This is a genomic window from Streptomyces sp. NBC_00984, from assembly GCF_045162475.1.
Lineage (GTDB): Bacteria > Actinomycetota > Actinomycetes > Streptomycetales > Streptomycetaceae > Streptomyces.
On the sequence record NZ_CP108734.1, the window covers coordinates 3,325,869 to 3,345,412 of the forward strand.

14 protein-coding genes are annotated in these 19,544 nt (G+C 70.8%); 11 read left to right on the forward strand and 3 right to left on the reverse strand.

Annotated elements, in window-relative coordinates:
- Positions 1–84 precede the first annotated feature (84 nt).
- The gene (locus tag OG520_RS14335) at positions 85–1,071 is read right to left on the reverse strand and encodes a LuxR C-terminal-related transcriptional regulator (RefSeq protein WP_406016482.1); all 987 of its coding nucleotides are present in this window, start codon (positions 1,069–1,071) and stop codon (positions 85–87) included.
- A gap of 211 nt (positions 1,072–1,282) precedes the next feature.
- On the opposite strand from OG520_RS14335, the gene OG520_RS14340 reads away from it, so the two are divergent.
- Complete coding sequence (locus OG520_RS14340; RefSeq protein ID WP_406016483.1) at positions 1,283–2,503, forward strand: MFS transporter; 1,221 nt, start codon at positions 1,283–1,285, stop codon at positions 2,501–2,503.
- 339 nt (positions 2,504–2,842) lie between these two features.
- Positions 2,843–4,144: a M18 family aminopeptidase gene (locus tag OG520_RS14345; RefSeq protein WP_406013421.1), complete on the forward strand. Its 1,302-nt coding sequence runs from the start codon at positions 2,843–2,845 to the stop codon at positions 4,142–4,144.
- Between the two features lie 75 nt (positions 4,145–4,219).
- On the opposite strand, the gene OG520_RS14350 is transcribed toward OG520_RS14345, so the two are convergent.
- Complete coding sequence (locus tag OG520_RS14350; protein ID WP_406013422.1) at positions 4,220–5,749, reverse strand: ricin-type beta-trefoil lectin domain protein; 1,530 nt, start codon at positions 5,747–5,749, stop codon at positions 4,220–4,222.
- A gap of 106 nt (positions 5,750–5,855) precedes the next feature.
- Between OG520_RS14350 and OG520_RS14355 the strand changes: the two genes are divergently transcribed.
- From OG520_RS14355 to OG520_RS14370, 4 genes are all read left to right on the forward strand, one after another.
- Positions 5,856–7,280, forward strand: coding sequence for a class II fumarate hydratase (locus OG520_RS14355; protein ID WP_406013423.1), 1,425 nt, complete (start codon positions 5,856–5,858; stop codon positions 7,278–7,280).
- A 183-nt stretch (positions 7,281–7,463) separates the two neighbouring features.
- Positions 7,464–8,162: a DUF402 domain-containing protein gene (locus OG520_RS14360; RefSeq protein ID WP_399327665.1), complete on the forward strand. Its 699-nt coding sequence runs from the start codon at positions 7,464–7,466 to the stop codon at positions 8,160–8,162.
- Between the two features lie 371 nt (positions 8,163–8,533).
- A complete protein-coding gene (locus OG520_RS14365) occupies positions 8,534–10,462 on the forward strand; it encodes a SpoIIE family protein phosphatase (protein ID WP_406013424.1) in 1,929 nt (642 codons plus the stop codon).
- Between the two features lie 157 nt (positions 10,463–10,619).
- Complete coding sequence (locus OG520_RS14370; RefSeq protein WP_406013425.1) at positions 10,620–12,089, forward strand: catalase; 1,470 nt, start codon at positions 10,620–10,622, stop codon at positions 12,087–12,089.
- Positions 12,090–12,174: 85 nt separating this feature from the next.
- Here the strand turns inward: OG520_RS14370 and OG520_RS14375 are convergent, their stop codons facing one another.
- Positions 12,175–14,421, reverse strand: a complete 2,247-nt coding sequence (locus OG520_RS14375) for a transglycosylase domain-containing protein (protein WP_406013426.1) — start codon at positions 14,419–14,421, stop codon at positions 12,175–12,177.
- A gap of 222 nt (positions 14,422–14,643) precedes the next feature.
- Here OG520_RS14375 and OG520_RS14380 point away from each other — a divergent pair, with 222 nt between their 5' ends.
- The 5 genes from OG520_RS14380 (at position 14,644) to OG520_RS14400 (ending at position 19,528) form a co-directional block, all read left to right on the forward strand.
- A complete protein-coding gene (locus OG520_RS14380) occupies positions 14,644–15,615 on the forward strand; it encodes an SPFH domain-containing protein (RefSeq protein WP_399327657.1) in 972 nt (323 codons plus the stop codon).
- Positions 15,612–15,857, forward strand: coding sequence for a hypothetical protein (locus OG520_RS14385; RefSeq protein ID WP_072483993.1), 246 nt, complete (start codon positions 15,612–15,614; stop codon positions 15,855–15,857). The genes OG520_RS14380 and OG520_RS14385 overlap by 4 nt, the downstream gene beginning before the upstream one ends.
- A gap of 67 nt (positions 15,858–15,924) precedes the next feature.
- Positions 15,925–16,449, forward strand: coding sequence for a PadR family transcriptional regulator (locus tag OG520_RS14390; protein ID WP_266414866.1), 525 nt, complete (start codon positions 15,925–15,927; stop codon positions 16,447–16,449).
- A complete protein-coding gene (locus OG520_RS14395) occupies positions 16,446–17,132 on the forward strand; it encodes an ABC transporter ATP-binding protein (RefSeq protein WP_399327655.1) in 687 nt (228 codons plus the stop codon). The genes OG520_RS14390 and OG520_RS14395 overlap by 4 nt, the downstream gene beginning before the upstream one ends.
- Positions 17,129–19,528, forward strand: a complete 2,400-nt coding sequence (locus OG520_RS14400; protein ID WP_406013427.1) for an ABC transporter permease — start codon at positions 17,129–17,131, stop codon at positions 19,526–19,528. The genes OG520_RS14395 and OG520_RS14400 overlap by 4 nt, the downstream gene beginning before the upstream one ends.
- Positions 19,529–19,544 lie beyond the last annotated feature (16 nt).

Here is a 19,544-nt window from a genome sequence, read left to right on the forward strand (position 1 = left end):
CGTACGGGGCACGCATGACGTCACGGCCCCGCGGGGGCGTTCCGGCCGGGGAGATGCGGCCGGGGCGCCCGCGCGGGGCCGTTCTCACGCCTCCAGCAGGCCCGATGTCGCCACCAGATAGCCGAGTTGGGCGCGGCTGTTGCTGCCCAGTTGCTCGGAGACCCTGCGCACGTGCTCGGCGACGCTGCGGCGGCTCATGCCGAGCCGCCGGGCGATCGACTCGTCCGTCTCGCCGCCCACGACCGCCTGCAGGATGGTCCGTTGCAGGTCGGAGGTGACGACCGGGGTACGCAGCGGCACCCGTTCCGGGCGGACCGGGACCGCGCGGGCCCAGGCCTCGTCGAAGTGCCGGGCCAGGAAGCGGACCAGGGACGGGTGCTGGATGCGCAGGGCCCGGTGCGGCTCGTCGGAGAACGGGACGAACGCGAGGTTCCGGTCGAAGACGATGATCCGGTCGGCGAGCTCGGCGAGCGTCCTGACCTCGGCGCCCTCGGTCGTCACCCGCTCTATGTAGGCGAGCGTCGTGCGGTCCGAGCGGACCGTGTGCTGGTAGATGGTCCGCTGCCGGATGCCCCGGCGCAGATTGCGCAGATCCCTGGGCAGCGACTCCTCCAGCACGTGCACGGGACGGCCGCCGCCCGGGTGGGCGGTGCGGACCTCCTCGCGGCAGCCCGCGACGCCCGCTTCGAGCGCCTTGCCGATGACGGCCTCGCCGGAGAGCCGGGTGAGGGCGGACGGTTCGAGCCGGTGCGCGTCGGCGTACAGGCCCTCGAACACACTCAGGGCGGCGCGGGCCGAACGCAGCAAGCGGCGCTCCCGGGCGATCACCGCCTCGATGGGCCCGAGCACATCGAACGAAGCGGTCTCGGGCGGTACGGGGATGAGGCGCCCCGGTGCGTCACGGTCCGCCACCATCAGATGCAGGGCGCTCAGGCAGCCGGGCACCTCGCCCGTCGGAAGGCCTCCGTCCGTGAGCGCGCGCCGATAGGCCGCGAGGGCCGGGTCGCAGACGCGATCCGGCGACGATTCCCGGCAATCACACGCCCGTGGTCCGGAATGATCGCCCTTCACAAGCATGCAGATTACATTCGTGCAATCGCGCGGTCATGGGTGAGCACGAACGCTCGGTGAGTATGGGCCGGTGACGCAGGACATCGAGCGGGCGGACGACCGACCGGACCACGCATCGGACAGCGCTCCGGGCGGCCGGGCGCGCGGGGAGCGCCGCTATCGATTCCTCGTCGCGGGATATGCCCTGTCCTCGTACGGCACCTTCCTGAATATGGTGGCGCTCAATCTGTTCGTCTACGAGACGACGGGCAGGGCGCTCGCGATGGGCCTGTTCATGGCCGTGCGTCTGGGGTCCGGCTTTGTCGCCGGGCTGATCGCCGGGGGCCTCCTCGCACGGTTCGCCGCCAAGAGCCTGATGCTGTGGACGAATGTGGCGCAGGCGGCGGTGATGCTGCTGCTGCTGGTCTTCGCGCCCGAGGGGATGCGGACGGCCGCGTTGATGGCCGTTTCCGTGGTGGTCGGCGCCTGCGGAACGCTTTTCATGGTGGCGCTGCGGAGTTCCATTCCCGAGATGGTCGGCGACGACCGGCGGTCCTGGGCGAACTCCCTTTCCATAACGGGGCGTTCGCTGGCGATGGTGGCAGGTTTCGCCTCCGCGGGCGTGGTGGTCTCGCTCGTCGGCTACACCGCCGCGTTCGTGGTGGACATGGCCACCTTCGTGATCTGTGCCGTGACGGTGGCGCTGCTGCCGATCCCGGGCGGGGGCAGAGGAAAGGACGCCCGGCCGGATTCGGAGGGGGATTCCGGCCGGGGTACGGAAAAGAAGGGGCGGACGGGCCGGTGGCGGCGGCCGGGCGCGTTCCTCGCGTCGGCCGCGGCGCCCGGTCTCGGTCTGATGGTGGTCCTGCGCAGTGTGGACGCCTTCGGTTCGTCGTCACACAACGCCGCGCTGCCGGTCCACTCCGCCGCACTCGACGCCGCGCACCCCGCCGTGTTCGTCAGCGCGTTCTGGTGCCTGTGGGCGCTCGGGAACGTCGCCGCGCAGCAGGTGATCCAGCGGTACGTCAGACGCACCGGGCGGACGGTGGGCGCGCCGGGCTTCGGTTACGGCACCTGTCTGATGTCCGGGGCCTTCATCCTGGCGTTCGCCGGGTTCCCCCGGGCGGCGACCGCCGTGATCGCATTGGTGGCCGGGGCGGCGGACGGGCTCACGGAGGTCTCGTACACCTCCCATCTGCAGACGCTCCCCGCCGATCTGCGCGGTCATGCCTTCGGGCTCTCCGCGACCGTCGAGAACCTCGGGTTCGGCGTCGGCATGATCCTGGTCGCCGCGGCACTCGACAGGTACAGCCCGCTGACCGTGGTCGGCTGGTCGCACGGGGTGGCCGTCGTGGTCGCCGTGGTGTTCCTCATCAGGGTGACCCGGACGCGCGGGCGGACCGGCGCCCCCGCCGCCCGCTCCGGCGCCGATCGCGGTGAGCCGGTGCGGTGACGATTCCCCTACGACGTTATTCAGCCAATCTTGCGGCGGTCGGCGAGGGGCCGGGCGCCCGGCGCGCCGTCCCGCACACTCGCGGCACCGGGGCACGCGAGCCCGGCGTGATCCAAACGAGAGACCCTGGCCCGTCATCGGCGCGGCCGGTCCGGCACCGCCGCTTTCCCGCAGCGGGCCGCGCGACGGGCTTGCGCCCTACCGGGCCGCTTTGGTGGGTTGTCGGACGTTCCCGAGGCACTCCCCCCGCCTCGAACACCGCCCGCACCGCACCGCACCCAGCGGCCCGGTGCGGGTTCCTCCACCCTCACCGTCGAACACCGGAAAGGCGGACGCCGAATGACGCCGCTTCCCCACCGCAGCCACAGCGACGACCTGCTGTCCTTCATCAGCACCAGCCCTTCCCCGTACCACGCGGTGGCCAGTGCCGCCCAGCGCCTGGAGAAGGCCGGCTTCCGTGAACTGCGGGGCACGGACGACTGGACGGGCACGACCGGCGGCAGCTTCGTCACCCGTGGTGGTGCGCTGATCGCCTGGTACGTCCCCGAGGACGCCCCGGCGCACACCCCCTTCCGGATCGTCGGCGCCCACACCGATTCGCCGAACCTGCGGGTCAAGCCCGCTCCCGACACCGCCTCCGCGGGCTGGCGGCAGATCGGTGTGGAAATCTACGGCGGCGTTCCGCTGAACACCTGGCTCGACCGCGATCTCGGCATCTCCGGGCGGCTCGCGCTGCGTACCCCGGGCGGCGGAACCGGCTCCCGGCTCGTCCAGATCGACGAACCCCTTTTGCGGGTGCCCCAGTTGGCCATCCATCTGGACCGTACGGTCAACGAAGGGCTCGCGCTCGACCGGCAGCGCCACCTCGCCCCGGTGTGGGCGCTCGGCGCCCACGAGGAGGGCGCGCTGCTGCGCCGGGTCGCGGCGGCCGCCGAGGCGGACCCGGACGAGGTGCTCGGCTGGGACCTGATGCTGCACGACATCCAACCGCCCGGATACCTGGGCGCGGACCGGGAGTTCGTGGTGTCGGCGCGGCTGGACAACCTGGTGTCCGTGCACGCGGGCGTCACGGCCCTGACGGGTGCGGCGACCGCGGCCGACGGGCCCGCGTACATCCCGGTCCTGGCCGCCTTCGACCACGAGGAGGTCGGCAGCGGTTCGGAGACGGGTGCGCAGGGACCGCTGCTGGAGCGGGTCCTGAGCCGCTCGGTCACCGCGCGCGGCGGCAGTCCGGAGGACTGGTCCCGGGCCCTGTCCGGTGCCTTCTGCGTCTCCGCCGACATGGCCCACGCGGTGCACCCCAACTACGCGGAGCGGCACGACCCGGATCACCGTCCGCTGCCGAACGGCGGCCCCGCGCTCAAGGTCAACGTCAACCAGCGGTACGCCACCGACAGCACCGGCATGGCGGTGTTCGCGTCGGCGTGCGAGCGGGCGGGCGTGCCGTGGCAGCCCTTCGTCTCCAACAACGCGATGCCGTGCGGTACGTCGATCGGCCCGATCACCGGGGCCCGGCTGGGTGTGCCGACGGTCGACGTGGGGGTGCCGGGGCTGTCCATGCACTCGGCCCGCGAGCTGTGCGGGGCAAACGACCCCGGCCATCTGGCCGCCGTGCTGGGCGCGTTCGTGACGTCCGGCTGACCTGCGCCGACCGGCCCGGAGGGGTGCGACGGCCTCGGCCGCCCCACCCCTCCACGCGCTGGTGGAACGGCCCCGCTACGCGAACCGCTGCTGCGCGCCGCCGTCGCAGCTCTGGAGCTTCAGCGGCTCCTTCGCCCCGGCCAGCGTCAGGCACAGCCCGGTCGAGGCCGCCGGGCGCAGGGTGCCCGACTGGCTCACGAACTGCTGGTTGGCCGCGCCCGAGCAGTTGTACAGGATGAGCGTGGCGCCCGCCTTGTAGTCGGCGCCCGGCACGTCCAGGCACCGGTCGTGGCTCAGTGCCGTACGGAGGGTCTTGGTGCCGGAGTCGTACCACCAGCCCTGGTTGCGGCCGCCGTGGCAGTCCCAGCCGCCGATCTTCGTGTCATTGCGGGTCACCGAGCCGGGGGCGTCCACGCAGGTGCCCGTGGCCTCGTTCTTCAGGGGCTTGAAGAGGTCGTCCCACGCCCCGGCCTGCAGGACCGGCTTTCCGGTGCTCGCCGGGTCGGCGCAGCTCGCCTCGCGCAGGTTCGAGTTGTAGATCTGGGTCAGGCAGGACGCGAAGGCGCCGTGGCCTCTCTCGTTCGGGTGGAAGGACTGCCGCAGGGAGTTGGAGTCCGGCGGGAAGTGCCCGAGGTCGATGTAGAGACCGCGGGCCCAGGTGGACTCGCTGCAGACCTCGTGGCCGTGGAAGAGCCGGGAGTTGTCGAGGTAGACGGCTCCGGTGTCGGCGGCGGCCTCGCGCATGCCGCGCTCGAAGGCGGGCACGGCGGTGTTGCGGCCCCAGGCGGCGTCGGAGTCGTATCCGGCACAGCCGCCGGGAAGCTTCCCGGGGAAGTCCGGGTTGTCGTAGAAGTCCGGGCCGATGGGGCTCGGGTAGCCCATGACCACGAGCTTGTAGTCGCTGTCGCCGTAGCCGGCCCCGGACATGACGGTCTTCAGGTCGCGCACCGTCTTCTCGACCTTGGGGACGAGTCCGTCGACGCGCGCCTGCCAGCCGCCGTCGTACTTGGGCTCACAGGTGCCCTGGGAGAGCACCCAGCGCGTGACGCAGTCCGTCATGACCGGGCCGAACTGGAGGTCGTCGTTGGCACCCGCGACGAGCACGATCATCTTGATGCGGGTGTTGCGGGCCTTGATGGCGAGGTTGTCGCTCTGCACGAGCTCGTCGGCGTACTGCTTCGAGCCGCCGATCACGATGTTGCCGGTGTACGCGCCGGAGCAGGAGACGTTGTACGTGACGTCCGCCGGGATGCCGGTACGGTGGACGGCCGAGTCGGGCGAGCGGTGGCACCAGTTGTCGGGGCCGTTGGTGCCGGCCTCGTACGTGCCGACGCCCTCGCCGGAGATCTCACTGTCGCCGAGCGAGATCAGCCCGGTCTTGCGCTCGGCGAGCGGGCGCTCGGCCGGGTCGCCGTACAGCCGGGTGGCCTCGGCGGCGCGGATGGCCTCCAGTTCGGGCGACAGGGGGGTGGATGCGGTAGTGCTGGGACCGGACCGGTCCGCCGCGCCGGCCGGTCCGGCGGCGGCCGCCATGCCGCCGAGTGCCGCCGCCATGGCCGCGGCGGCCGCGACCGTACAGCGAAGTCTGTGCCTGGTGCGCCTCATTGCGCCTCCCCGGGTTGTGGTTACCCACGGTATTTACTGGTCGGTAGGCGACTTGGGAATAGACAGAACAAGACAAGTGCTCAACTTTTTCAGGAGGTTGAACGAGATGGACGAGTCACAGGCCGGTGCGCAGACCCCGGCGGGCGGCGCGGATTTCCGCGTCGAGCACGATTCGATGGGCGAGGTGCGGGTGCCCGCGGACGCCAAGTGGCGGGCCCAGACGCAGCGCGCGGTGGAGAACTTCCCGGTCTCCGGGCAGCGCCTGGAACGGGCCCACATCGAGGCCCTGGCCAGGATCAAGGCCGCCGCCGCCAAGGTGAACGCCGAGCTGAAGGTGCTCGACCCGGAGGTCGCCGCGGCCATCCAGGAGGCCGCCGCCGAGGTCGCCGAGGGGCGCTGGGACGACCACTTCCCGGTCGACGTCTTCCAGACCGGCTCGGGCACCTCGTCCAACATGAACACCAACGAGGTGGTGGCCACGCTCGCCACCGAGCGCCTGGGCCGCGAGGTCCATCCGAACGACCACGTCAACGCCTCGCAGTCGTCCAACGACGTCTTCCCGTCCTCCATCCACATCGCCGCGACGGCGGCCGTCACCGGCGACCTGATCCCGGCGCTGGACCATCTGGCGGCCGCCCTGGAGCGCAAGTCCGCCGAGTTCGCGACGGTCGTGAAGTCGGGGCGTACGCATCTGATGGACGCCACGCCCGTCACCCTCGGCCAGGAGTTCGGCGGCTACGCGGCACAGATCAGGTACGGCGTCGAGCGGCTGCGCGCCTCCCTCCCCCGCCTCGCCGAACTGCCCCTGGGCGGCACGGCCGTCGGCACCGGCATCAACACGCCGCCCGGCTTCTCCGCCGCCGTCATCGCCGAGGTCGCCCGCACCACCGGGCTGCCGCTGACCGAGGCCCGGGACCACTTCGAGGCGCAGGGCGCGCGGGACGGGCTGGTGGAGACCTCGGGCCAGCTCCGTACCATCGCCGTCTCGCTCACCAAGATCTCCAACGATCTGCGCTGGATGGCGTCCGGGCCGCGCACCGGGCTGGCGGAGATCAGCCTCCCCGACCTCCAGCCGGGCTCGTCGATCATGCCGGGGAAGGTGAACCCGGTCGTTCCCGAGGCCGTGCTGATGGTCGCCGCCCAGGTGACGGGGAACGACACGACGGTCGCCGTGGCGGGCGCGGCGGGCAACTTCGAGCTGAACGTGATGCTTCCGGTCATCGCCAAGAACCTGCTGGAGTCGGTGCGGCTGCTGGCCAACGTCTCCCGGCTGCTCGCGGACCGCACGGTCGACGGGATCACGGCGAACGTGGAACGGGCCAGGGAGTACGCCGAGTCCTCGCCGTCCGTCGTCACCCCGCTGAACAAGTACATCGGCTACGAGGAGGCGGCGAAGGTCGCCAAGAAGTCCCTCGCGCAGCGCCGGACCATTCGCGAGGTGGTGCTGGACTCGGGGTACGTCGAGCGCGGCGACCTCACCGTGGAACAGCTCGACGAGGCCCTCGACGTGCTGCGCATGACTCACCCGTGACCTGCGCCGCAGCCACGGCGCCCCGGCCCCCTCCAAGAGCCTGTCGGGTGACCTCCGACCGGGCGGCCACGCCCTGGCACGCACGCTTCCCGCGTCGACTCCCTCCTCCGCCTTGGAATCGCACGCACCAGACCGCGTCCGCCATCCGATCCGAGGTCACCCGACAGGCTCTAAGATCCGTCCATGGCAGGCAAGGAAGACATCGAGCACTGGGCGCCGGGTGATCAGATCCTGTGGCGCTACCGCCGCAACGGCGCGCCGAACGGGTCCGGGGCGCCGGAGCGCGCCCCGGACCCGTTCCACATCTGCCGCCCCGTCACCGTCGTCCAGGACACCGACGAGCTGCTCGCGGTGTGGGTGGCGCCGGGCACCGAGTGCGTGAAGCCGGTGCTGGCGAACGGCGAGGACGTGCACGCCGAGCCGCTCGCCACCCGCTACACCGCCCCGCGCACCACCGCCCGCTCCACCTGGCTGGGGAACGGCGTGCTGAAACTCGCCCGGCCCGGCGACCCCTGGTCGGTCTGGCTCTTCTGGGAGCCCGTCTGGCAGTTCCGCAGCTGGTACGTGAATCTGGAGGAACCGCACACCCGCTGGCAGGGCGGCGTCGATTCCGAGGATCACTTTCTCGACATCTCCGTCTACCCGGACCGCAGCTGGGTCTGGCGCGACGAGGACGAATTCGCCATGGCGCAGCGGGCCGGCCTGATGGCCCCGCGGACCGCGCAGCGGGTGCGGGAGGCGGGCCGTGCGGCCGTCGAACTGATCCAGGACTGGGGCGCTCCGTTCCGGGACGGCTGGGAGGACTGGCGGCCCGATCCACAATGGCGGGTTCCCGCGCTTCCTGATGACTGGGACCGCACCCCCTCGCATATGCCGTCGTGAGACCCTTGATGCACCCCAGGGGGACAAACGTAGGATCGTCCTCCGGAGCGCCGCTCCGCCCCAACCGGGAGGCGCGGCACCGGACCTGACCACAAGTCAACGCACGAGCACCACGCACTGCATGAGCTGTATGAGCCACATCAGTCGTATGAATCGTATGAACCACTACGAGGGGGTGGAGACGTGCTCGCTGTTGCCCGCCCCGTCGCCGGAAACGTTGTCACCGAACCAGCCCGCAGACATCCGGTTTCAGCCCCTCGTTCCGGGGCATCCGGTGACAGCCGTTGTTATCGCCGCTCTTGCCGGGGCACAGTAACGCCCCACGAGGTGACTGCCTCATACAACCGGCCCGGACGGACGGAACCCCACGCGTGACGGAGCATCCCACCTCCCACGAAGGCCGGCAGCCTCTCGCCGCCCGGTCGCAGGAACGCACCCGGCCGCGGCAGCAGGACGCCGCGCCGGCGGCTTCCCCTGCCGCCGCCGCGATCCCCAACCCGGCCGCCGCGCCGGGGTCGGGACCCGGCCCGGCTCCCGCGGCGAGCACCGGCCCCGCAGGACTCGACCCCCAGGCCGCGGCCCGTCGCGAGGGCGACCGGCTGCGTTTCGTCGGGGCCGCCACCCGGCGGATCGCCCGCGGCATAGACCTGGACGAGATCGTGCTGGGCCTGTGCCGGGCCAGCGTGCCGACGTTCTCCGACGCCATACTGGTCTACCTCCGCGACCCGCTCCCGGTCGGCGACGAGCGGCCGGTCTCCCCCTTCGTGCTGCGGCTGCGCCGGTCCGACCGGCTGCGGCTGGCCGAGGAGGAGACGGAGGGCTCGCCGGAGACCGAGCGCCTGCGGCTGCCCGTCATCGATCCGCACGGCGATCTGACGCCCGCGGCCGAACTGTGCGAGGTCCGTTCGGGTGGCGCGCTGGCCGAGGTGCTGCGCGGGGTGCGGCCGGTCTTCGGGGACTCCGCGGCGGCCCGCGCCGCGCTGCCCGAGCTGCTCGGCGCCGGCCGGACCGTGCCCACCGGACACCGTGCGATCCTCGCCCCGCTGCGCGGACGGCGGCGGGTCATCGGCGCCGCGGTCTTCCTGCGCGGCACGGAACGGCCGTCCTTCGAGTCCAACGACCTGCTGGTCGCGGCCCAGCTGGCGACGCACACCGCGCTCGGCATCGACAAGGCCGTGCTGTACGGACGCGAGGCGTACATCGCCGACGAGCTCCAGCGCACCATGCTGCCCGACTCGCTGCCGCAGCCGACCGGCGTCCGGCTCGCCTCCCGCTATCTGCCGGCCGCCGAGACGGCCCGGGTCGGCGGCGACTGGTACGACGCGATTCCGCTGCCCGGGAGCCGGGTCGCCCTGGTCGTCGGCGATGTCATGGGCCACTCCATGACGTCCGCGGCGATCATGGGCCAGCTGCGCACCACCGCGCAGACCCTCGCCGGGCTGGACCTGCCACCGCAGGAGGTGCTGCACCACCTCGACGAGCAGGCGCAGCGGCTCGGCAGCGACCGCATGGCGACCTGCCTGTACGCGGTGTACGACCCGGTCGCGCACCGGATCACCATCGCCAACGCCGGGCATCCGCCGCCCGTCCTGCTCCATCTCGGCGGCCGTGCGGAGGTGCTGCGGGTACCGTCCGGCGCCCCGATCGGTGTCGGCGGGGTGGACTTCGAGGCCGTCGAGCTGGACGCGCCCGCGGGCGCCACGCTGCTGCTGTACACCGACGGCCTGGTGGAGTCCCGGCTCCGGGACGTCTGGACCGGCATCGAGCAGCTGCGCGAACGGCTCGCCGCCACCGCCCGGCTGACCGGCCCGGATCATTCGCCGCCGCTGGAGGCGCTCTGCGACGACGTCCTGGACATGCTCGGTCCGGGTGACCGGGACGACGACATCGCGCTGCTCGCCGCCCGGTTCGACGGGATCGCGCCGAGCGATGTCGCGTACTGGCACCTTGAACCGGAGGAGACCGCTCCGGGCCGGGCCCGCAGGCTGGCCCGGCGCGCGCTCAGCCGCTGGGGGCTCGACGATCTCTCCGACTCGGTGGAGCTGCTGATCAGCGAGGTGGTGACCAATGCGGTGCGCTATGCGGAGCGGCCGGTGACGCTGCGGCTGCTGCGCACCGACATCCTGCGCTGCGAGGTCGGCGACGACTCCCCGCAGCTGCCCCGGCAGCGCCGGGCGCGTGACATGGACGAGGGCGGTCGCGGCCTGTTCCTGGTGAACCGACTGGCCAGGCGGTGGGGGGCGACGCGCCTTTCGACCGGCAAGGTGGTCTGGTTCGAGATGCCGACCCGGGGCCAGTAGCAGGGCCGGTGGAGGGCCGGGCGGAGAGTCCGGAACGGGCACGGGGCAGAGCCCTGTACGCACGGTAGCGAAATGTTGCCGACCTCCTGTCGGCGGGTTTGACTTCAGTCGTGAACGAGACGACCTGACCGAAAACCCCACCGACGGGAGGACGCTCGTGTCCGAGGAATCAAAGACCAGGAACACCCCCTACACCACGAACAACGCCGGAATCCCGGTGGAGAGCGATGAACACTCGCTCACTGTCGGAGCCGACGGACCGATCCTGCTCCAGGACCACTACCTCATCGAGAAGATGGCCCAGTTCAACCGTGAACGGGTCCCCGAGCGAGTGGTCCACGCCAAGGGATCCGGCGCGTACGGCACCTTCAAGGTGACCAATGACGTCAGCCAGTTCACCAAGGCCGATCTGTTCCAGCCGGGCAAGCAGACCGCCATGCTCGCCCGCTTCTCCACGGTCGCCGGCGAGCAGGGCTCCCCGGACACCTGGCGGGACCCCCGCGGATTCGCCCTGAAGTTCTACACCGAGCACGGCAACTACGACATGGTCGGCAACAACACACCGGTCTTCTTCGTACGTGACCCGATGAAGTTCCAGGACTTCATCCGCTCGCAGAAGCGCCGCCCGGACAGCGCGGTGCGCGACCACGACATGCAGTGGGACTTCTGGACCCTGTCCCCCGAGTCCGCGCACATGGTGACGTGGCTGATGGGCGACCGGGGCATCCCGAGGACGTACCGCCACATGAACGGCTACAGCTCGCACACCTATATGTGGGTGAACGCGGGCGGCGAGCGGTTCTGGGTGAAGTACCGCTTCAAGACCGACCAGGGCATCGACTTCTATCCGCAGGACGAGGCCGACCGGATGGCCGGTGTGGACGGCGACGTCCACCGCCGCGACCTGTTCGAGGCGATCAAGCGCGGCGACCACCCGAGCTGGACGCTGTACGTCCAGGTCATGCCGTTCGACGACGCGCCGGACTACCGCTTCAACCCGTTCGACCTCACGAAGGTGTGGCCGCACGCCGACTACCCGGAGATCGAAGTCGGCCGGATGACGCTGAACGAGAACCCGGAGGACTTCTTCGTCCACATCGAGCAGGCGTCCTTCGAGCCGTCGAACCTGGTGCCCGGCATCGGTCCGTCGCCCGACAAAATGCTGCTCGGCCGGCTCTTCTCGTACCCGGACACCCACCGGTACCGGATCGGCCCGAACTACGCGCAGCTGCCCCCGAACCGTCCGCGGTTCGGCCGGAACTCGTACGCGAAGGACGGCCCGATGCGGTACGAGCCGAGCCGTACGGGAGCGGTCTACGCACCGAACTCCTACGGCGGCCCGGCCGCGGACACCGCGCGCTACGGCGATCCGGCGGGCTGGGCGACGGCGGGCGAGATGGTCCACGAGGCGTACAAGCTGCACAGCGAGGACGACGACTGGGGCCAGGCGGGCACTATGGTGCGCAAGGTCCTGGACGACGCGGCGCGCGAGCGGTTGGTGGGCAACATTTCCGGCCATCTGCTGGACGGTGTGAGCGCCCCGGTCCTGGAGCGGGCGCTGCAGTACTGGCGCAACGTGGACAAGGACCTCGGCGACCGGATCGCCAAGAAGGTCAACGGCGGCTGACACCGCCGTACGCGGAAGACACGGGTCAGGGGCGGCGCCGGCCGGCACCGCCCCTGACCCGTGTGTACACCGCCTGCTCAGGCGCTCAGCGCGCGGGTGGAGCGTTGTCGGCGATGTTGTTCTCGTTGCCGTCCCCCGGCTTGCCGGGGACCCCGCCGCCCGGCAGCCCCGGGGACTGGCTCGGCGGCACGTCCGGCGACTGACTCGTTGGCGGTACGTCCGGCGACTGGCTCTGCGACTGGCTGGGCTTGTCGCTCGGGCGCTGCGAGGGCGCGTCCGGTGTCTGGGACGGAGTCGTGTCGGTGCTCGCCGACTGCGAGGGGCTCGCCGGCGGTGTGCTCGGTACGGTGACCTCGCCGCGCTCGACATCCTCCAGGTCGAACTGGGCACTGGAGCCGCCGCCCAGCGCGCCGAGGGTGTAGTCCGCCCAGATCTGCGCCGGGAAGCCACCACCGTTGGCCCGGCCGGAGTTGGCCGTGCCGGTCAGGCTGACCTGGCCGCCGCCCTCCTTGGGCGATTCACCGAAGAGCGCGACGACCGTGGTGAGCTCCGGAGTGTAGGCGGCGAACCAGGCCGACTTGTTGTTCTCCGACGTACCCGTCTTGCCCGCCGCCTCGTACGCCGAGGTGTCGGCGGCGCGGCCAGATCCGCTGTCCACCACGCCGGTGAGGACGGAGGTCACGGTGTCGGCGGACTTGCGGCTGATCACCTGGCTGCCGACGCCCTCGACCGGCTCGACCGTCCGATCGCGGTGCTTGGCCGACTTCACGATGAACGGGGTGACCTTCTTGCCGTGGTTGTCGAGCGTGGCGTAGGCGCCCGCCATGTCCCAGGTCGAGGCGTTCATCGTGCCGAGCGTGATGGCGGGGCGCTCGGGGAAGTTCTCGTCCGGTACGCCGAGGGCCAGCGCGGTCTTCTTCACCGCGGGCGGGCCGACGTCGACGACCATCTGCGCGAAGACCGAGTTGACCGAAGCGTTCATCGCCTTCTGCACGGTGACGCTGCCGTAGCTCTGGTTGTCCTCGTTCTCCGGGGCGAACGGGGTGTCGCTGCCCACCACGGGCCGCTTGCTGGTGCCGTCGTAGCGGGTGTTGACACCGATCAGGTCGCCGCCCTGGGTCTTCGACCCGTTCTCCAGCGCGGAGGCGAGCACCAGCGGCTTGAAGGTGGAGGCGGGCTGGTAGTCCCGGCGGGTGGCGTTGGAGTAGTAGTGCTTGACGTAGTCCACGCCGCCGTACATCGCGACGACCGCGCCGGTCTTCGGGTCCACCGAGGTGGCACCCGCCTGGACGGTCGCGTCGACCTTGTTGTTCTTGCGGTCCAGCTTGGACTCCAGCTGGCGGTCGACGGACTGCTCCAGCTCCTTCTGCCGCTTCTTGTCGATGTTGAGCGTGAAGGTCCAGCCGCCGGCCTGCCGCATCTCCGCGGTGATGCCCTGCTTCTCCAGCTCCTTGTTGGCCGCCTCGACGAGGTATCCGGTCTGGCCCTCCAGGCCCTTGGCGGGCTTGGCCTTGTCCGGGACCGGGAACTTGAGCTTGTCGCGCTCGGCCTGGTCGAGCCAGTGCATCTCGACCATGTTGTCGAGCGTGTAGCCCCAGCGCTCCTTGACCAGCTTCCTGCCGGTTTCGCTCGCGGTCTGCCAGTCGTACTGGCTGGGGGCCTGGAGCACGGAGGCCAGATAGGCGCCCTGGGAGACGTTGAGATCCTTGGCGTCGACCCCGTAGTAGGCCTGTGCCGCGGCCTGGATTCCGCTCGCCCCGCGTCCGTAGTACGCGGTGTTGATGTACCCGGCGAGGATGTATTCCTTGCTCTTCTTGCTGTCGACCTTGAGCGAGATCACCAGTTCCTTGAGCTTCCGGCTGATCGTCGGGTCCTGCGTCAGGTAGTAGTTCTTCACGTACTGCTGGGTGATGGTCGAGCCACCCTGCTTGCCCTTGCCGCTGAGGGTGTTGATCAGGCCGCGCGCGGTGCCCTTCAGGTCGACGCCCTTGTCGTCGTAGAACGACTTGTTCTCGGCGGCGACGAAGGTGTGCTGCACCTCCTTGGGCACCTCTGCCAGGTCCACGATCTGGCGGTTGACCCCCTGGCCGGTCCGGGTCAGCGGTGTCCCGTCGCTGTACTGGTAGACGTTGCTCTGCCGCTCGGCCAGGGCGTTGGCCTTCGGGATGTCCACGTACATGTAGAGCGCGACGAAGGCACCCATGATCAGCAGACAGAGCCCGAAGAAGGCGCCCAGCATCTTCTTCCAGGTGAAGAGTCTGCGTATGCCGCCGCTCTTCGCGGCCCGCCGCGCTCCGCGCCGCTGGGCTCGTCGCGCATCCGCTCGACCCATCGCTGTTTTGCTCCTGTTTCTCTGCTCGACCCGATCCGCTCAGCCGAACCAGCTAACACCGTCGGCAAGGACAAAAAGCGAGCGTTGCGGTCTTTTACGGACGTGACAATCAGCACCCGTTCCCAAGGGAACCGACTCATGAAGGGTGCCCAAGGTTGCGAACGCAGGTAATGTGTAATCACATTGCTAGCACCGAGTCAGTCTTTCGAAACGGGGGATCCCATGCCCGACCACGGCAATCCGCACGATGTGGCCACCCTTGCCGCCGACCTCACGCCCGACGCCCCCCAGATGCCCGAACCGCAGGTGAGGGAGGTGACGGCGCACAGCATCCCCGGCGGCCTCGGCCTGCTGCTGACCGTGCTCGGGGTGATCGCCGGCATCGGCCTCGCGATCATCGGCGGCGTCATCGGCTCGAACGGGAACAACGGCCTGGGCATCCCGGTCTGCATCTTCGGGGTCCTGCTCGTCATCGCCTCGTTCTTCTGCATGACTGGTGTGAAGATGGTCGCACCGGGCGAGGCCCGGGTGATCCAGCTCTTCGGCCGGTACGTCGGCACGATCCGCACCGATGGACTGCGCTGGATCAACCCGCTCACCAGCAGCCGGAAGATCTCCACCCGGGTCCGCAACCACGAGACCGCGGTCCTCAAGGTCAACGACGCCTACGGCAACCCGATCGAGCTCGCCGCGATCGTCGTCTGGAAGGTCGAGGACACCGCGCAGGCACTCTTCGAGGTCGACGACTTCCTGGAGTTCGTCGCCACCCAGACCGAGGCGGCCGTCCGGCACATCGCGATCGAGTACCCGTACGACGCCCACGAGGAGGGCGGCCTCTCGCTGCGCGGCAACGCGGAGGAGATCACCGAGAAGCTGGCCGTGGAGCTCACCGCCCGGGTACAGGCCGCCGGTGTACGGATCATCGAATCGCGCTTCAGCCATCTCGCGTACGCCCCCGAGATCGCCTCCGCGATGCTCCAGCGCCAGCAGGCCGGCGCCGTGGTCGCGGCCCGGCAGCAGATCGTCGAGGGCGCGGTCGGCATGGTCGAGATGGCGCTCACCCGGATCGCCGAGCAGGACATCGTCGAACTCGACGCGGAGCGCAAGGCGTCCATGGTCAGCAATCTGATGGTGGTGCTGTGCGGTGACCGCGCGGCGCAGCCGGTCCTGAACACGGGCACTCTTTACCAGTGACCGAACAGACCCCGGCACGCCGGACCCCGCCGCAGCGCAAGCAGATGCTGCTGCGGCTGGATCCGGCGGTGCACGACGCGCTGGCCCGCTGGGCCTCCGACGAACTGCGCAGCGCGAACGCGCAGATCGAGTTCCTGCTGCGCAGGGCGCTGGCGGAGGCGGGCCGCCTGCCGGGCACGGCACGTCCGATCCCCCGCCGGGGCCGGCCCCCGAAGGACGCGTCGGGGCCGTCCGGCGACTGAGCGCCGGGATCCGGGGGCGGGACCCGGGTATACACCGGAGGTATACACGCCGTGTACAGTGCTCGGCATGTCTATCGGCCACACCCTGCTCGGGCTCCTGGAGTCCGGCCCCCGCCACGGCTACGACCTGAAGCGCGCGTTCGACGAGAAGTTCGGCCACGACCGCCCCCTGCACTACGGGCAGGTCTACTCGACCATGTCCCGGCTGCTCAAGAACGGCCTCGTCGAGGTCGACGGCGTCGAGAGCGGCGGCGGCCCCGAACGCAAGCGGTACGCCATCACCGAGGCCGGGATCACCGATGTCGGCACCTGGCTCGCACAGCCGGAGAAGCCCGAGCCGTACCTCCAGTCGACGCTCTACACCAAGGTCGTCCTGGCCCTGCTCACCGGCCGCAGCGCCGCGGCCCTGCTGGACACCCAGCGCACCGAGCACCTGCGCCTGATGCGCATCCTCACCGACCGCAAGCGCAAGGGCGACCTCGCCGATCAGCTGATCTGCGACCACGCGCTCTTCCACCTCGAAGCCGATCTGCGCTGGCTGGAACTGACCGCCGCCCGGCTCGACCGCCTCGCCGTGGAGGTGGGCGCGTGATCCCCGCCGGCTCCCTGCTCAGCGCCGACCGCCTGCACAAGACGTACGGCCAGACGCCCGCGCTCGACGGCGCGTCGTTCTCCATCCACCCCGGCGAGGTCGTCGCCGTGATGGGCCCCTCCGGCTCCGGCAAGTCGACCCTGCTGCACTGCCTCGCCGGAATCGTCACCCCCGACCGGGGCACGATCACCTACGCGGGCCGCGAGCTCTCCGCCATGTCGGACGCCGAGCGCAGCGCCCTGCGCCGCACCGAGTTCGGCTTCGTCTTCCAGTTCGGCCAGCTCGTCCCGGAGCTGACCTGCGTGGAGAACGTCGCCCTGCCGCTCCGCCTGGCCGGCGCCAAGCGCAAGGAGGCCGAGCGCACCGCCCGCCACTGGATGGAGCGGCTGGAGGTCGACGACGTGACCGCCAAGCGCCCCGGCGAGGTCTCCGGCGGCCAGGGCCAGCGCGTCGCCGTGGCCCGTGCGCTGGCCGCCTCCCCGAAGGTGATCTTCGCGGACGAGCCGACCGGCGCCCTGGACTCCCTCAACGGCGAACGGGTCATGGAACTGCTCACCGAGGCAGCCCGGTCCACCAACGTCGCCGTGGTCCTGGTGACCCACGAGGCGCGGGTCGCCGCGTACTCCGACCGCGACGTCACCGTGCGCGACGGCCGGAGCCGCGACCTGGAGCACGCCGTATGACCCTGCTCGACCACAAGAAGGCACCGGCCGCGGCCCCGCTCCGGCCCGCCGGTCCCACCGGCATCGCCGCCTGGCTCCGCGACCTCGGCCTCGGCATCCGGTTCGCCGCCGGCGGCGGGCGCGAGGGCTGGGTCCGCACCGTACTGACCGCCGTCGGCGTCGGCCTCGGTGTGGCACTGCTCCTGACCGCCGCCTCCGCGCCGCATATGCTCCAGGAGCGTTCCGCGCGCAGCCAGGCCCGCGCCGAGAGCGATGTCCCCGGCGGGCCCGACGCGCAGGCCAAGAAGTCCGACACCTCGGTGCTCCGGATCAACGCGGAGACCGAGTACCGCGGCCGCACCGTCGAGGGCTGGCTGATGCGCGCGGACGGCACGCGCCCGGTCGTCCCGCCGGGCGTCGCACGCTTCCCCGGCGCGGACGAGATGGTGGTCTCCCCCGCGCTGAAGGAGCTGCTGGGCTCCTCCGAGGGCAGCCTCCTCAGGGAACGGCTGCCGTACCGGATCACCGGCACGATCGCCGACTCCGGCCTGGTCTCGCCGGGAGACCTGGTCTACTACGCGGGCAGCGACACCCTGACCCCCGCCAACGGCGGTCACCGGATCACCGGTTACGGCAATCCCGGCGAGGGCGAGGAGATGCCGCCGGTCCTCATCGTGCTGATCATCATGATCTGCGTGGTGCTGCTGGTGCCGGTCGCGATCTTCATCGTGACGGCGGTGCGGTTCGGCGGCGACCGCCGCGACCGTCGGCTCGCCGCGCTGCGCCTGATCGGCACGGACACCCGGATGACCCGCCGGGTCGCGGCCGGCGAGGCCGTGTTCGGGGCGCTCCTCGGCCTGCTGACCGGTGTGGTGCTCTTCCTGATGGGGCGTCGCTCCGTCGGTCGCATCGAGATGTGGAACGTCAGCGTCTTCCCGTCCGACCTGGTGCCCGACCTCCGGCTGACGGCGCTGGTCGTCGTCGCCGTTCCGGTGACGGCGGTGCTGGTCACGCTGGTCGCCATGCGCGCGGTGGTGATCGAGCCGCTCGGCGTCGTACGCAACGGCCGCAACCGCAAGCGCCGGTTCTGGTGGCGGCTGCTGATGCCGGTCGCGGGCCTGGCGGTGCTCGGCATGACCGGCAAGGTCGGCCCGTACGCCCCGGTCAATCCGTACCCGATCGCGGGCGGAGCCGTGCTGGTCCTGGTCGGGCTCGCGCTGCTGCTGCCCTGGCTGGTCGAGGCGTGCGTGAACCGGATGAACGGCGGCCCGGTGCCCTGGCAGCTCGCCACCCGCAGGCTCCAGCTGAGCAGCGGCGCGGCCTCCCGCGCGGTCAGCGGCATCACGGTCGCGGTCGCGGGTGCGGTGGCGCTGCAGATGCTGTTCGCCGCGGTGGGCGACGAGTTCAACAGGATGACCGGACAGGACCCGTCGCGGGCCCAGTTCTACACGTACTCCGAGAAGGTCAGCCCGGAGGCGGCCGCCCGGACCATCGAGCAGTTCAAGGCCACCAAGGGCGTGGAAGCCGTCATCGGCAAGGTCGAGACGTACGTCACCCGGCCCGGAAAGTTCAAGGAGGACGACGTCCAGCCCACCACCAGTCTCATCGTCGGCGACTGCGGGACCCTGCGCGAACTGGCCCGGATCGACTCCTGCGAGGACGGCGACACCTTCGTGGTCCACCCCAGGAAGGACAAGGAACTGTCCGACTGGGTCGACCAGACGGCCCGCAAGGGCAAGGAGGTCGCGCTCGGCGACGCTCCCGGCGGCAAGGCGATGCGGTGGACCCTGCCCGCCGACTCCCCGACCGTCGAGGCCCGCCACGATCCGCTGGGCGAGGACTCCTGGGGCATCATGGCCACCACCGGCGCGATCGACCCGAGCACCCTGCCGGGCGCCACGACCCAGTCGCAGATCCGGGTCGACGAGAGCGTCAAGGATGTCGCGGAGTACGTGAGGAACACCGCGGCCAGGATCGATCCCGCGATGCGGGTCGCGTCCCTCAAGTCGGTGGCCCGTGACGAGAAGTACGCCAGTGTGCAGCGCGGCCTCCAGGTCGGCGCGACCCTGACGCTGCTGCTGATCGCTGCCGCGATGCTGGTCTCCCAGCTGGAGCAGCTGCGCGAACGCAAGCGCCTGCTCTCGGTGCTGGTCGCCTTCGGCACCCGGCGGTCCACGCTCGGCTGGTCGGTGCTCTGGCAGACCGCCGTGCCCGTGGTCATCGGGCTGGCCGTCGCCGTGGCGGGCGGACTCGGCCTGGGCGCGACCCTGATCGCCATGCTCGACAAGGAGGTCACCGACTGGTGGCTGTTCCTGCCGATGACCGGCGCGGGCGCGGCGCTGATCCTGGTGGTCACGCTGGTGTCGCTGCCGCCGCTGTGGCGCATGATGCGCCCGGACGGCCTGCGCACCGAGTGACGGAGCGGGCGGAGCA

Bases quoted from the DNA above. Each gene is read 5' to 3' on its own strand.
- OG520_RS14390 (WP_266414866.1), top strand. From the start codon at position 15,925: ATGTCTATCGGCCACACCCTGCTCGGGCTCCTGGAGTCCGGCCCCCGC.
- OG520_RS14360 (WP_399327665.1), top strand. From the start codon at position 7,464: ATGGCAGGCAAGGAAGACATCGAGCACTGGGCGCCGGGTGATCAGATC.
- OG520_RS14340 (WP_406016483.1), top strand. From the start codon at position 1,283: ATGGTGGCGCTCAATCTGTTCGTCTACGAGACGACGGGCAGGGCGCTC.
- OG520_RS14355 (WP_406013423.1), top strand. From the start codon at position 5,856: ATGGACGAGTCACAGGCCGGTGCGCAGACCCCGGCGGGCGGCGCGGAT.
- OG520_RS14350 (WP_406013422.1), bottom strand. From the start codon at position 5,749: ATGAGGCGCACCAGGCACAGACTTCGCTGTACGGTCGCGGCCGCCGCG.
- OG520_RS14380 (WP_399327657.1), top strand. From the start codon at position 14,644: ATGCCCGACCACGGCAATCCGCACGATGTGGCCACCCTTGCCGCCGAC.
- OG520_RS14400 (WP_406013427.1), top strand. From the start codon at position 17,129: ATGACCCTGCTCGACCACAAGAAGGCACCGGCCGCGGCCCCGCTCCGG.
- OG520_RS14345 (WP_406013421.1), top strand. From the start codon at position 2,843: ATGACGCCGCTTCCCCACCGCAGCCACAGCGACGACCTGCTGTCCTTC.
- OG520_RS14375 (WP_406013426.1), bottom strand. From the start codon at position 14,421: ATGGGTCGAGCGGATGCGCGACGAGCCCAGCGGCGCGGAGCGCGGCGG.